The 13,694-nt window shown below is 72.0% G+C and carries 15 protein-coding genes; 13 read left to right on the forward strand and 2 right to left on the reverse strand.

Annotation, left to right across the window (positions count from 1 at the left end):
- The first annotated feature begins 69 nt into the window (after window positions 1-69).
- The 4 genes from AB3M81_RS17325 to AB3M81_RS17340 all read left to right on the forward strand — a co-directional run bounded on the left by AB3M81_RS17325 (window position 70) and on the right by AB3M81_RS17340 (window position 3,066).
- Entirely contained in the window at window positions 70-480 is a 411-nt protein-coding gene (locus AB3M81_RS17325) for a DUF302 domain-containing protein (protein ID WP_412905183.1), read from the forward strand.
- Entirely contained in the window at window positions 477-737 is a 261-nt protein-coding gene (locus tag AB3M81_RS17330) for a metal-sensitive transcriptional regulator (RefSeq protein ID WP_412905184.1), read from the forward strand. Before AB3M81_RS17325 ends, AB3M81_RS17330 begins: the two co-directional genes overlap by 4 nt.
- Window positions 738-879: 142 nt before the next feature.
- Window positions 880-2,745, forward strand: coding sequence for a DNA/RNA helicase domain-containing protein (locus AB3M81_RS17335; protein WP_412905185.1), 1,866 nt, complete (start codon window positions 880-882; stop codon window positions 2,743-2,745).
- Window positions 2,746-2,835: 90 nt separating this feature from the next.
- Entirely contained in the window at window positions 2,836-3,066 is a 231-nt protein-coding gene (locus AB3M81_RS17340) for a MazG-like family protein (protein ID WP_412905186.1), read from the forward strand.
- Between the two features lie 44 nt (window positions 3,067-3,110).
- On the opposite strand, the gene AB3M81_RS17345 is transcribed toward AB3M81_RS17340, so the two are convergent.
- Window positions 3,111-3,287, reverse strand: a complete 177-nt coding sequence (locus tag AB3M81_RS17345; RefSeq protein WP_412905187.1) for a hypothetical protein — start codon at window positions 3,285-3,287, stop codon at window positions 3,111-3,113.
- 118 nt (window positions 3,288-3,405) lie between these two features.
- Here AB3M81_RS17345 and AB3M81_RS17350 point away from each other — a divergent pair, with 118 nt between their 5' ends.
- From AB3M81_RS17350 to AB3M81_RS17390, 9 genes are all read left to right on the forward strand, one after another.
- Window positions 3,406-5,682 (forward strand): catalase, encoded by a 2,277-nt coding sequence (locus AB3M81_RS17350; RefSeq protein ID WP_412905188.1) that lies wholly within the window; start codon window positions 3,406-3,408, stop codon window positions 5,680-5,682.
- A 1-nt stretch (window position 5,683) separates the two neighbouring features.
- Window positions 5,684-6,814: a glycosyltransferase gene (locus tag AB3M81_RS17355; protein WP_412905189.1), complete on the forward strand. Its 1,131-nt coding sequence runs from the start codon at window positions 5,684-5,686 to the stop codon at window positions 6,812-6,814.
- Complete coding sequence (locus tag AB3M81_RS17360) at window positions 6,811-7,884, forward strand: glycosyltransferase family 4 protein (RefSeq protein WP_412905190.1); 1,074 nt, start codon at window positions 6,811-6,813, stop codon at window positions 7,882-7,884. The genes AB3M81_RS17355 and AB3M81_RS17360 overlap by 4 nt, the downstream gene beginning before the upstream one ends.
- Window positions 7,881-8,870 (forward strand): hypothetical protein, encoded by a 990-nt coding sequence (locus AB3M81_RS17365; protein ID WP_412905191.1) that lies wholly within the window; start codon window positions 7,881-7,883, stop codon window positions 8,868-8,870. Before AB3M81_RS17360 ends, AB3M81_RS17365 begins: the two co-directional genes overlap by 4 nt.
- Window positions 8,867-9,718 carry a glycosyltransferase family 2 protein gene (locus AB3M81_RS17370; protein ID WP_412905192.1) on the forward strand — a complete coding sequence of 284 codons (852 nt, stop codon included), beginning with the start codon at window positions 8,867-8,869 and terminating at the stop codon, window positions 9,716-9,718. Before AB3M81_RS17365 ends, AB3M81_RS17370 begins: the two co-directional genes overlap by 4 nt.
- Window positions 9,715-10,200 (forward strand): hypothetical protein, encoded by a 486-nt coding sequence (locus AB3M81_RS17375; RefSeq protein ID WP_412905193.1) that lies wholly within the window; start codon window positions 9,715-9,717, stop codon window positions 10,198-10,200. The genes AB3M81_RS17370 and AB3M81_RS17375 overlap by 4 nt, the downstream gene beginning before the upstream one ends.
- 42 nt (window positions 10,201-10,242) lie before the next feature.
- A complete protein-coding gene (locus AB3M81_RS17380) occupies window positions 10,243-11,238 on the forward strand; it encodes an NAD-dependent epimerase/dehydratase family protein (RefSeq protein WP_412905194.1) in 996 nt (331 codons plus the stop codon).
- 9 nt (window positions 11,239-11,247) lie between these two features.
- The gene (locus AB3M81_RS17385) at window positions 11,248-11,916 is read left to right on the forward strand and encodes a hypothetical protein (RefSeq protein WP_412905195.1); all 669 of its coding nucleotides are present in this window, start codon (window positions 11,248-11,250) and stop codon (window positions 11,914-11,916) included.
- An 83-nt stretch (window positions 11,917-11,999) separates the two neighbouring features.
- Entirely contained in the window at window positions 12,000-12,200 is a 201-nt protein-coding gene (locus AB3M81_RS17390; protein ID WP_412905196.1) for a DUF5302 domain-containing protein, read from the forward strand.
- Window positions 12,201-12,273: 73 nt separating this feature from the next.
- Here the strand turns inward: AB3M81_RS17390 and gdhA are convergent, their stop codons facing one another.
- Window positions 12,274-13,608: an NADP-specific glutamate dehydrogenase gene (gene gdhA, locus AB3M81_RS17395; RefSeq protein ID WP_412905228.1), complete on the reverse strand. Its 1,335-nt coding sequence runs from the start codon at window positions 13,606-13,608 to the stop codon at window positions 12,274-12,276.
- Between the last annotated feature and the right edge of the window lie 86 nt (window positions 13,609-13,694).

The following is a 13,694-nucleotide window of genomic DNA, read 5'->3' on the forward strand; positions in this document are numbered from 1 at the left end:
CGAACCCCCTGGGGGGATACGATGACGACGATAACAGAACCCCCCAGGGGGATCCAAGGAGGAGGCAGGATGCCTGCGTTCACGATGGCCGCGACGGTGCGGTCCGGATACGACGAGACGCTCGAGCGGGTGCGGGCGCTGCTGGCCGACGCCGGCTTCGGCGTGCTCACCGAGATCGACCTGCGGGCGACGCTGCGGGACAAGCTCGGCGTGGAGGTGCCGCCCCGCGTGATCCTCGGGGCGTGCCGTCCGCAGCTCGCCCACCGAGCGCTCGAGGCCGACCCGCGCGTCGCGACGCTCCTGCCGTGCAACGTGGTGGTGGCCGCCGAGGAGGCGGGCACGCGCGTGGAGGTGCTCGACCCGGCCGTGATGTCGTCGCTGGGCGACGCCCCCGCGCTGGAGGAGGTCGCCGGTGAGGCCCGCGAGCGGCTCGCGGGCATGATGGACGCCTTGGTCCGAGGAGAGGAAGAACGCCGATGAGACTCGAGCCCGACGAGGTCAAAGCGATCGCGACGCGACTCAAGCGCGCGAACGGTCACCTGGCATCCGTCATCAGGATGCTGGAGGAGGGCACCGAGTGCGAGGACGCGCTCACGCAGCTGGCCGCCGTGAACAAGGCGATCGGCCGCGGCGGCTACGCGCTGGTCTCGACCGGCCTGCAGAAGTGCCTCGCCGAGGGCGGTCCCGACAGCGTCGACGCACAGAAGCTGGAGAAGCTGTTCCTCGCCCTGGCGTGAGCCGGGCGATCCGATACGGCCGATGGGTGAGCGAGGACTGCGCTAGGTTCTCCTCGTAAGTCCGTTGCGGCCCGACAGGCGAGTCCGATGACAAGCCTCCACCCGTGCGGGAAGTTCGTCATGTCTTCCTGGGGTTGTCGTCGTGCCGCTGTACCGCGGGTCTGCCGCGAAGTTCCTTGCGCAGGCCGAAGACGGGTCGTTGTTCACCGTGCTGTCTGAGCAGTTCCGTCACGTCGTGGGCCGCGCCGCGCCGCCGGCGGAGGTCCGGTCATGGGAACGGAGCCTCCGGGTACTGGCGCACGACCTCTCGGATGCGGCTCTTGGACCGGTCGAGGTGCTGGTCGAGCACAAGCTGCCCCTGAGCAGCCTCCGCATGGACGTCGTGCTCTGCGGCGTTGATCCGCAGTCGGCCGTGCCGTCCTACGTCGTCGTCGAGCTCAAGCAGTGGACACACGCCGCGGTCCTCGACGGGACGGACGACGTCTGCGAGCTGGGGCACGGTGTGACGCGACTGCATCCGTCGGCACAGGTGGAGCGCTACTGCAGATACCTGCGCGACTACGTCTCTGCGTTGACGGCCAATCCCACGCGCCTGTCCGGGGTCGCGTACCTCCACAACGCCACGGACCTCGATGTCCAGAGCCTGTGGTCCTACCCCCATGACGACTGCTCGCAGATGTTCACGGGGCAGCGTCGCGGCGAGTTCCTGGATTTCCTCCGCGGGCGGCTCGCCCCGAAGCCCGGTGCTGACGCCGCCGACCTGCTGCTGGGGTCTGCGGTCAGACCGAGCAGGCAGTTGATGGCCGTCGCGGCCGATGAAGTCCAGCGTCGGGAGCAGTTCGTTCTCGTCGACGAGCAGCAGACCGCCTACTCCTTGGTGATGCGCGCGATCGAGAAGTCCTACCGCGCGAACACCAAGGAGGTCATCGTCGTCCAGGGCGGTCCGGGCTCGGGAAAGAGCGTGATCGCGCTCTCCTTGCTGGGCGAGCTGTCGCGCCAAGGGCGCACCGCGCTCCACGCGACGGGATCGAGCTCCTTCACCCAGACCCTTCGTCGGGTCGCGGGTGCGAGGAACAAGCGCGTCCAGTCGATGTTCAAGTACTTCAACCAGTTCATCGACGCCGAGCGGAACGGTCTCGACGTGCTGATCAGCGATGAGGCGCATCGCATTCGCGAGACGTCCGAGAACCGGTACACGAAAGCCTCGCTGCGGACTGGAAGGCCACAGGTCGAGGAGCTCATCGACGCGGCACGGGTGCCTGTGTTCCTGCTCGACGAGCACCAAGTCGTACGACCCGGCGAGATCGGGCGCGTGGAGGACATCCAGGAGGCCGCAGGACGCATGGGTCTCGGTGTTCGGGTCATCGACCTCGATGGCCAGTTCAGGCTGGGTGGGAGCCGCGCGTACGAACGCTGGGTGCTGCGCCTGCTGGGGCTCGAGCCCGGCGGGCCTGCGGTGTGGGAGGGCGACGACACGTTCGACCTCGTGGTCGACCCGGCGCCGTCGCTCATGGAGCAGCGGCTCGAGCGTCTCTTGAATCAGGGCTACGGAGCGCGGATCGCTGCCGGCTACTGCTGGCGATGGAGCGATCCCGTCAAGGACGGAAGCCTGGTCGAGGACGTGGTGATCGGCGACTGGCGACGGCCGTGGAACAACAAGAAGCCCACGTCGCACGGAGGTGCGCCCGGGACACCCTTCTGGGCCACCGACCCGGCGGGCTTCGGCCAGGTCGGCTGTGTCTACACCGCTCAAGGGTTCGAGTACGACTACTCGGGCGTGATCATGGGACCGGACCTGGTCTGGCGCACCGATCATTGGGAGGCCCGGCCCGAGTTCAGCCATGACAGCCAAGTCAAGAGGGCGACGGTCGAGGAGTTCGACCGTGCCGTTCGCAACACGTACAAGGTCCTGCTCACGCGGGGGTTGCGTGGGACCTCGATCTACTCCACGGACCCCGAGACCCAGGCGTTGCTGGAGAAGCTCGTCGGTGGCGCTGCTCGTGGATGACCTGTCGGAGGTAACCCGGGCCATGCGGGAGTTCTCGCAGGCTCGCGACTGGGAGCGCTTTCACGATCCCAATCGCTCACCCTCGCCCTGGTGGGTGAGGTCGGCGAGTTGGCGGAGCTGCTCCAGTGGCTCCCAGCGCGGCATCAGGACCGCGCAGTCCGCAGCGAACCGCTGCAGACGAGACTCGGCGAGGAGCTCTCGGACGTGCTCCTGTACTTGGTGCGACTCGCCGACGTCTGCGGCATCGACCTGGCGTCCGCCGTGGACCGGAAGCTCCTGTTGAACGAGCAGAAGCATCCGGCGCCCGGCCAAGACGGCTGAGCCCGGTCCCGCCGGTCTCATCCCGGCGGGACCGGGCTCACCGGTCAGGCGTGGTGCTCGTCCTGCTCGGCCACGTCGGGCCGGGTGGGGGACTGGGGCATGTCGTCGACGTCCTCGGACGTCGTGGTGTCCGTGTCCGGCGGGACGGGGTTGGCCGAGCTCTCGCTCACCTGGCCCTCCTGCTCGTCCTCGGGTGTGGAATCGCGCGGGTCTGTGGTCATGGTGATCCCTCCTTCGGCAGCCACGTACCCGCCTCGCGCGCGCTGACACGCGCGCCTGCATGACCCGCGCGCGGCGGGGTACGTGCCGGAGGTACCCCACCCTCAGGAGAGCATCAGCATGGATCCGAGCCAGGCCGCGAAGAACATCAAGGACGCCGTCGAGACGACCGCGGAGAAGGTGGCGGAGAAGGCAGCCGACCTGATGCAGCCCGACATCCCGGGACGACCGGGAGCCGAGCCCGCGAGCCTCGAGGAGCCCACCGAGCCGCGCGAGCCGCTGCCGCCCAAGCCCGACCAGGGCGCCCCCGAGGTCCGCACCGCGACCGGCGCGGAGACCGGTGCCGACCCGCGCGTCCGCGCGCAGCAGGGCGCGTACCTGACGACCTCGCAGGGCGCCCGCCTGCGCGACACGGACCACTCGCTCAAGGCGGGTCCGCGCGGGCCGATCCTCATGCAGGACCACCACTTCCGCGAGAAGATCACCCACTTCGACCACGAGCGCATCCCCGAGCGCGTGGTCCACGCCCGCGGCTCGGGCGCGCACGGCGTCTTCGAGGGCTACGGCACCGCCGGTGACGTCACGCACGCCGCGTTCCTGCAGGAGGGCGTGCAGACGCCGGTCTTCACGCGGTTCTCGACCGTCCTCGGCTCACGCGGCTCCGCCGACACCGTGCGCGACACCCGCGGCTTCGCGACGAAGTTCTACACGCTCGAGGGCACGTTCGACCTCGTCGCGAACAACATCCCGGTCTTCTTCATCCAGGACGGCATCAAGTTCCCCGACGTGATCCACGCCGGCAAGCCGCACCCGGACCGCGAGATCCCGCAGGCCCAGAGCGCGCACGACACGTTCTGGGACTTCGTCTCGCTGCACACCGAGGCCCAGCACCACGCGCTGTGGAACATGTCCGACCGGGGCATCCCGCGCTCCTACCGCATGATGGAGGGCTTCGGCGTCCACACGTTCCGGCTCGTCAACGCCGAGGGCACGACGTCGCTGTGCAAGTTCCACTGGAAGCCGAAGCTGGGCACGCACTCCCTCACCTGGGAGGAGGCGCAGCTCATCAACGGCATCGACCCCGACTTCCACCGCCGCGACCTCGCCGACGCGATCGAGGCCGGCGCCTTCCCGCAGTGGGAGCTGGGCATCCAGGTCTTCGAGGACAACCCCGAGCAGGAGTTCGCCGGCATCGACCTGCTCGACCCGACGAAGATCGTCCCCGAGGAGCTGGCGCCGGTCCAGCCGATCGGCCTGCTGACCCTGAACGCGAACCCGACGAACTTCTTCGCCGAGACCGAGCAGGTCGCGTTCCACCCGGGCCACCTCCCGCCGGGCATCGACGTCACCGACGACCCGCTGCTGCAGGCCCGCCTGTTCTCGTACATCGACACGCAGCTGACCCGCCTCGGCGGCCCCAACCACTCGCACATCCCGATCAACCGCCCGCACGCCCCGGTCAACGACATGTTCCGCGACGGCTTCCACCAGCACGCCGACCACGTGGGCGTGGCGCCGTACAAGCCGAACTCGCTCGACGGCGGCTGCCCGTTCCACGCCGGCGCCGGCGACCGGGCGTTCGAGGACCTGCCGGTGCGGGTCACCGAGTCCACCAAGGTCCGCCGGAACCCGGCCTCGTTCGACGACCACTTCAGCCAGGCCCGCCAGTTCTGGCTGAGCATGTCGCCGGTCGAGAAGGAGCACATCATCCGCGCCTACTCGTTCGAGCTGGGCAAGTGCTACGAGGAGGCCGTCAAGGCGCGCCAGCTGCAGTGCCTGGCCAACATCGACCCGGTGCTGTGCAGTGAGGTCGCCACGGCCCTCGGCCTGCCGGCGCCCGAGCCGACGGTCCCGCTCGCGGACGTCGAGCCGAGCCCGGCGCTGTCTCAGGTCGGCGGCGAGTACCCGCCGGACGGCCGCATGGTCGGCATCGTCGTCGATCCCGCGGGCGACCTCAGCGGCGTCGACGCGGTGCGCCGCACGATCGCCGGAGCCGGGATGGTGCCGCTCGTCATCGCGCCGCACGGCGGCACGGTCGGCGGCGTCACGGTGCAGCGCACGTTCGCGACGGCGCGCTCGGTCGAGTTCGACGTCCTGCTGCTCGCGGGCTGCCCGATCCCGGCGCCCGACTCCCTGGCGTCGCGCGACGACAAGGGCGGCGCGCCGGCCGGCCCGGGCCTCGACCCGCGCGTCAAGCTCATGATCGACGAGGTCTGGCGCCACGCGAAGGTGATCGGCGCGTGGGGTCCCGGCCGGGACGCCCTGGAGGCCGCCGGTTACGACGGCCGCCTGACGGGCGTGGTCGTCGACGACGACGCCACCGCCGTCCTGGCGAAGGTCCAGGAGCTCATGGCCCACCACCGGGTGTGGGACCGCTTCCCGGTGGCGGTGTCCTGAGTTGAGGCTCCACGACGAGACGGCCCTGCGCCGTCCCGCGGCCACGGCCGACCCGCAGCGCCTCGCGGCGCTGCGGGTCGCCTCCGTGCCGTCGACGCACGTGTACATCCGCCACCTCGGACCCGTCGAGGGGCCCGCGCCGTTCAAGTTCCTGCCCGACCCGGACCCGGACGACCCGACGCAGCCGGCCCGGGGCCGCTGGTGGCCGCCGGCGATGCTCGACCCGCAGTGGGTCCGCCAAGGCGAGTTCGACGTGTTCCACGTCCAGTTCGGCTTTGACGCGCGCTCGCCCGAGGACCTCGCGGCCCTCGTCGGGGCGCTCAAGGAGCGCGGCAAGCCGTTCGTGCAGACCGTGCACGACCTGCGCAACCCGCACCACCCCGACCGCACGCTGCACGACGCGCAGCTCGACGTGCTGGTGCCCGCTGCGGACGCCCTCGTCACGCTCACCGAGGGCGCGGCGGACGAGATCCGCCGCCGCTGGGGGCGTGAGGCCCACGTGATCCCGCACCCGCACGTCATCGACTTCGCGACGATGGAGCGCCTGCAGCGGCACCGCGCCGAGCGGCGCACCGACGAGTTCCGTGTCGGCGTCCACATCAAGAGCCTGCGCCAGAGCATGGACCCGCTGCCGGTCATGCAAGTGCTCGCGGACGCCGTCACCGCCATCCCCGGCGGCGTGCTGCAGGTCAACGGGCACCACGACGTCCTCGACGACGACGGCGCCCGCCGCGACGACGAGGTCGCCACGTGGCTCACGCGCGCCGCGGCGGACGGCCGGATCGACCTGCGGGTGCACGACTTCATGCCCGACGAGGACCTGTGGGACTACCTCGGCAGCCTCGACGCCGCCGTGCTGCCGTACCGCTTCGGGACGCACTCGGGGTGGCTCGAGGCGTGCCGCGACGCCGGGACCACCGTCGTCGCGCCGACGTGCGGCTACTACGCCGACCAGGCGCCGGTCCTGACGTACGGGTTCGACGAGGACCACTTCGACGCCGACTCGCTCCGGCACGCGATCGAGGTGGCCTTCACCGAGCGTCCCGACCACCGCGTGACCGTCCAGGAGCGGCGCGACCAGCGAGACCACGTCGCCCGGCTCCACGAGCACCTCTACCGGTCGCTGACATGAGACCGCTGCGGATCTGCCTCATCGCCTCCAGCCGGTTCCCGATCCGGGAGCCCTTCGCCGGAGGCCTCGAGGCGCACACGCACGCCCTGGCGCGCCAGCTGCACGCGCGCGGGCACGAGGTGTCGGTGTTCGCCGCGCCGGGGTCGGACCCGTCGCTCGGCGTGGTCGAGCTGCCGGTCGAGACGTTCGAGCCGGCCGAGGGCGAGCGCCACGACACGGGCGTCACGCCGGACTCGTGGCTCAACGAGCACCACGCGTACCTCGGGCTCATGCTCGACCTCGCCCGCACGGGCCACGAGCGGTTCGACGTCGTGCACAACAACTCGCTGCACCACCTGCCGATCGCGATGTCACCGGCCCTGCGGGTGCCGATGTTCACGACCCTGCACACCCCGCCCGTGCCGTGGCTGGCGTCCGCCGTCGCCTACGCCGACCCGGGCAGCACGTTCGTCGCGGTCAGCCGGTTCACCGCGCAGGAGTGGTCGCCGTCGGTCGCCTGCCTGACGATCCACAACGGGATCGACGTCGAGGCGTGGTCACCCGGTCCCGGCGGGGGACCGGCGGTGTGGTCCGGCCGGCTCGTGCCCGAGAAGGCGCCGCACCTCGCGATCGACGCCGCCCGCCGGGCCGGCATGCCGCTGACCCTGGCGGGGCCGAGCCTCGACCGCGGCTACTTCGCCCGCGAGATCGAGCCGCGGCTCGGCGGCGACGTCGAGTACGTCGGGCACCTGACGCACGAGCAGCTGCGCGTCACGCTCGGCGCCGCCTCGGTCGCCGTGGTGACGCCGGTGTGGGACGAGCCGTACGGCCTCGTCGCGGCGGAGGCGCTCGCGTGCGGCACGCCCGTCGCGGCGTTCGCCCGCGGCGCGCTGCCCGAGTTCGTGGACGACTCGGTCGGCGCGCTCGCCCGGCCCGACGACGTCGACGACCTGGCCCGCGCGATGCGGCTGGCCGTGACCCGCGACCGCGCGACCGTGCGCCGTGTCGCGGAGGAGCGGTGCTCGATCGCCCACATGGTCGACAGGTACGAGGAGCTCTACCTCACCGGACGCGAGCGGGTGGCCGCATGATCGGCTACTACGTCCACCACGTCGGCCGCGGTCACCTGCACCGGGCGACCGCCCTGGCCTCGCTGCTCGACCACCCGGTGACAGGACTGTCGTCGCTGCCGCGCCCCGACGGCTGGGAGGGGGAGTGGATCGAGCTCGAGCGCGACGACACGACCGGTCCCGGTGCCGATCCCACGGCGCACGGCGCGCTGCACTGGGTGCCCGAGCGCGACCCGGGCCTGCTCGACCGGATGGCGGCGATCTCGCAGTGGTGCGCGAAGGCCAGGCCGGACCTGATGGTCAGCGACGTCTCGGTCGAGGTCGCGCTGCTCGCCCGGCTGCACGGCATCCGCGTGCTGTCGGTCGTCCTGCCCGGCCACCGCGCGGACGCGGCGCACCGCCTGGGCTTCGCCGCGTCGGCCGCGCTCGTGTCCTTCTGGCCGGAGTCCGCCGCGGGCATGGTGAGCGGCATCGACACCGCCGCGATGCGCCGCTGGCACCGCGTCGGCGCGATGTCGCGATACCCCGTCAGCGACACGCCCGCTCCGGGTGCGCGCCGTGTCGTGGTGCTCAACGGCAGCGGTGGCGATGCCGTCGGTGCGGCCGAGATCGAGGCCGCTCGCGAGCAGACGCCGGACTGGGACTGGCAGGTCCTCGGGCCCGGCGGCTCGTGGGTCGCCGACCCGTACCCGGTCCTGCTTGGTGCCGACGTGATCGTGACCCACGCCGGCCAGAACGCGCTCGCGGAGGTCGCCTCGGCGCGCCGGCCCGGGGTCGTCGTGCCGGGGGACCGGCCCCACCTCGAGCAGCGCACGACGGCACAGGTCCTCGCCGACGGCCCGTGGCCCGTGCTGGTCGAGTCCCAGTTCCCGACGACCGGCTGGCGCGAGCGGCTCGAGACGGCCGCCGCGCTGGACGGGACCGCGTGGTCGTCCTGGTGCGACGGACAGGCCGCGACGCGATTCGCCGCCGTCGTCGACGAGCTCGTCACGGGGGACCGGGGATGACGTCGGTCGCGGCGATCACGATCGTCCACGGCCGGCACGAGCACCTCGTCGCCCAGGAGTGCTCGCTCGCGGCCGGGACGCGGCCGCCGGACGTCCGCGTGATCGTGTCGATGGACGACCCGGCCGTCGCGGACCTCGTCGATGGCGCGACGGTCGTGCCGGTCGAGGCGCACGAGCTCGGCCTCCCGCTCGCCGCCGCGCGGAACGCCGGCGCGCGGACGGCACTCGCGGCGGGCGCCGACGTCCTCGTCTTCCTCGACGTCGACTGCCTCGCCGGCCCCGACCTGGTGGCCGACTACGCCGACGCCGTCACCACCGCGCCGGACCGGCTCTGGTGCGGGCCCGTGACGTACCTGCCACCCGCGCCGGAGGGCGGCTATCCGGACGACCTCGCCGGCTGGGACGACCCGCACGCCGCGCGGCCGGCGCCGCTGCCGGGGGAGCGCGTCGAGGGCGGCGACCCCGACCTGTTCTGGTCGCTGTCGTTCGCGCTGCACCGCGCCGCGTGGGAGCGCATCGGCGGGTTCGACGAGGCCTACGTCGGGTACGGCGGCGAGGACACCGACTTCGGCCACCGGGCCGTCGAGCGCGGCGTCCCGCTCGGCTGGACGGGCGGCGCCCGCGCCTACCACCAGCACCATCCGGTGGAGCGACCCCCGGTGTCGCACCTCGACGACATCCTGCGCAACGGCGCGGTCTTCGCACGGCGCTGGGGCCGCTGGCCCATGACGGGCTGGCTCGAGGCATTCGAGCAGCGAGGGCTCGTCGAACGAGACGGCGACGGCTGGCGACGTGCGGGACGGGCCGACAGCCGAGAGACTGCCAGCACGAGACAGGAGGCATCATGAGGAACGAGGACGTGTTGCACGGCCACATGCGCACCCACCTGATGGGGGCCAGTGGTGGCACCGCGGCGTTCGAGCGCGTCGCCCACACCCACGGCATCCCCGAGGTCGCCGCCGGCCTCAAGGCCATGGCCGAGGAGATCAAGCAGGAGCGCGACTGGCTGCGCGAGATGATGGCCGACGTGGGCATCGAGCCCTCGGTCATCAGTCGGCTCGCCTCGCAGGGCGCCGAGACCTTCGCCAAGTTCCGCCCCACGCTGCGCCTCGTGGGCCGGTCCGAGCTCATGGACGTCCTGCAGCTCGAGGCGCTGTACGCGGCGGTCGCCACGAAGCGCAACGGGTGGCGGTACATGCGCCAGGCCGCGCGTGCCGGGGCGAACCTCGACCTGGCCCAGATCGACGAGCTGGAGCGCTGGGCCGACTCGCAGCTCGAGCGGCTGCGGGACTGGCACGCGCTGACCGCGGCGACGCACTTCCCGGCCTGACCCGGGCCGCGTGAGCCTCGCCGACGCGGGTACGTGGTGGGCATGAAGGTCGTGATCATCGGCGCTACCGGCAACCTGGGTTCGGCCGCCACGCGCGAGCTGACGGCCGCGGGCGACGAGGTCGTCGGCATCGCCCGGCGGCGTCCCGACGTGCCGCAGGACGCCGACGCCTCGGTCCGCTGGCATGCCGCCGACGTGTCCACCGACGCCCTCGAGCCCTTGCTGGAGGGCGCGGACGCCGTGGTGCACCTGGCCTGGAAGTTCCAGCCCACGCGGCACCAGGACATCACGTGGGAGACCAACGCCGTCGGCACCCGGCGCGTGCTCGACGCCGCCGCGACGGTGGGCGTGCCGACGGTCGTGGCAGCTTCGTCGGTCGCCGCCTACTCGCCCGTTGACCACGACCGCCCGGTCGACGAGTCCTGGCTGACCGACGGCACGTCGGAGGCGACGTACTGCCGCGAGAAGGCCTACAACGAGCGGGTGCTCGACGCGTTCGAGCTCGCCAACCCCGGCACGCGCGTGGTGCGCCTGCGCCCCGCGTTCGTCTTCCAGCGCTCGGCCGCCCGCGAGCAGCGCCGGATCTTCGCCGGGCCGCTCGTGCCGGCCATGCTGTTCGAGCGCAGCCGCATCCCGGTCCTGCCCATCCCGCGCGGCCTGCGCATGCAGGCCGTCCACGCCGCCGACGTCGGCCGGGCGATCGTGGCCGCCGTCCACCGGCCGGTCTCGGGTCCGTTCAACCTTGCGGGCGACGGGGTCCTGCGCCGGCCCGAGTTCGGCGAGCTGTTCGGCGCGAGGACCGTCGAGGTCCCGCCCATCGTGGTGCGACGCGCGCTGGGCGCGGCCTGGCGGGCCCACGTCGCCCGGGTGCCGGGGAGCCTGTTCGAGGCGCTCATGCACGTGCCCGTCCTGTCGAGCGACCGCGCCCGCGCGGAGCTGGGCTGGGAGCCGCGGCACACGGGCATGGACGCCCTCGAGGCGCTGCTGTCCGGCGTCACCGAGCACGGCGGCAGCACGATGCCGCCCCTGCACCGCTAGGAGCCGCCGATGTCGTCCGAGCCCGGCCTGCTCACGGCGGCCGCCCGCGGGGGAGGGGCGCTGCTGGAAGGGGCGACCCACGTCGTCTCCGCGCTGCGTCCAGCCCCGAAGCCGCTGCACCCGCGGGGCACCGTCTGGGCCGCCGAGATCCAGCGCACCGGCGGCGGCGTCGTGCCCACCGGCGTGCCGTGGCTGGACGAGCCCGGCACGGATGAGGCCGTCGTCCGGATCTCCGCCGCGATCGGCTTCCCGCACGGCTGGCCCGACATCCAGGGCGTCGCGATCCACCTGCCCGACCAGGACGGCGCCGACCTGCTGCTCGCCAGCACGGGCGCCGGCCGGGTCACCCGGTTCATGCTGCGGCTCGTCAGGCCCACCTCGCGCCACGTGACCTCGACGCTCATGCCGTACAAGGGCCCACGCGGTCCGGTCATGCTCGCGGCGACGCAGGTGGAGCCGGGCGAGTACGCGCTGCTGCGCGCGGCCGGTGACGGCCCGTGGGTCGGCTTCGGCCGGCTGCGGCTCGTCGCGCAGATCGACGAGGAGCACTCCTACGACCCGGTCCTGCGGCCGCTGCCGGGCCTGGAGAACTACGCGTGGGTCGAGCGCTTGCGCGCGCCCGCGTACCGCGCGGCCCGGCACGATCGCGGCGAGACGCTGGACGACAACCTCACCTGAGCCCCCGGACCTGCGGCGCCGTCGGCGACCCGACGCCGTCCTGTGATCCGGGTTACGTTGGAGACCGACCCAGGAGGTATGACGTGACCGACACCGAAGACCTGAAGGCGAAGATGCGCGAGGCGCTCGACAGGAAGAAGGAGCACCACCACCCGACCGCGGAGGGCGTGGAGCACGACGGCAGCGACAAGTCGCACGGCGCGGCCGAGTCGCTCGACAAGCCCGAGTTCCACCGCAAGTCCACCCACGGCGGGATCCGCGGCACCTCCGGCGGATCGACCTGATCCCCGCTGGACGACGAAGCGCACCGAGTCCGGCAGGACTCGGTGCGCTTCGTGTTGGGGCAGTCCCCGGGGCTCAGATGACGCCGAGGGCCAGCATGGCGTCGGCGACCTGCGTGAAGCCGGCGATGTTGGCGCCCGCGGCGTAGTTGCCCGGCGCGTCGTACTCGTCGGCCGTCTCGAGGCAGCGGTCGTGGATGCCGCGCATCGTCTCGGCGAGGCGCTCCTCGGTGTACTCGAACGACCACCGGTCGCGCGAGGCGTTCTGCTGCATCTCGAGCGCGCTCGTGGCGACGCCGCCGGCGTTCGCGGCCTTGCCCGGCGCGAACGTGATGCCGGACTCGGAGAACAGGCGGACAGCCTCGGGCGTGCACGGCATGTTCGCGCCCTCGGCGACGATCGTGCAGCCGTTCTGGGCGAGCGTCGCGGCGTCCTTGTCGTCGAGCTCGTTCTGCGTGGCGCACGGCAGCGCGATGTCGCACGGGACGCTCCAGATGGAGCCCTGGCCGAGCTGGGCGGAGTCGCGCTGGGCGGCGTAGTCGGCCACCCGGCCGCGCTGGACCTCCTTGACCTCCTTGAGCAGGTCGAGGTCGATGCCGGCCTCGTCGACGACGTAGCCGCTGGAGTCCGAGCAGGCCACGACGACCGCGCCGAGCTGCTGCAGCTTCTCGATCGCGTAGATCGCGACGTTGCCCGAGCCGGACACGACGACGCGCTTGCCGTCGAACGAGTCGCCGCGCGAGCGCAGGATCTCCTGGGCGAAGAACACGGTGCCGTAGCCGGTGGCCTCGGTGCGGACGAGCGAGCCGCCCCACGTGATGCCCTTGCCGGTCAGCACACCGGACTCGTAGCGGTTCGTGATGCGCTTGTACTGGCCGAACAGGTAGCCGATCTCGCGGCCGCCCACGCCGATGTCGCCGGCCGGGACGTCGGTGTACTCGCCGATGTGGCGGTACAGCTCGGTCATGAAGGCCTGGCAGAAGCGCATGACCTCGCCGTCGGAGCGGCCCTTGGGATCGAAGTCCGAGCCGCCCTTGCCGCCGCCGATCGGCATGCCGGTGAGGGAGTTCTTGAAGATCTGCTCGAAGCCGAGGAACTTGACGATGCCCAGGTAGACGCTGGGGTGGAAGCGCAGGCCGCCCTTGTACGGGCCGAGCGCGGAGTTGAACTCGACGCGGAAGCCGCGGTTGATCTGGACGTTGCCCTGGTCGTCGACCCACGGAACGCGGAAGATGATCTGCCGCTCGGGCTCGCACACGCGGCGGATGACGGCCGCGTCGGTGTACTGGGGGTGCTTCGCCACGACGGGGTTGAGGCTCTCGAGCACCTCGCGCACGGCCTGGTGGAACTCCGTCTCGCCGGGGTTGCGGTGCAGCACCTCGTCGTAGATCTGGCCAAGGCTCTCGTGCAAAGTCACCGGATGCGTCCCCTCTGGTTTGTTACGAACATGTGACGAGTCGTCACGCCATCCTCCCTCACGGGACCTCGCGCCCGGGC

Source organism: Aeromicrobium jepli (assembly GCF_047246605.1).
Taxonomy (GTDB): domain Bacteria; phylum Actinomycetota; class Actinomycetes; order Propionibacteriales; family Nocardioidaceae; genus Aeromicrobium.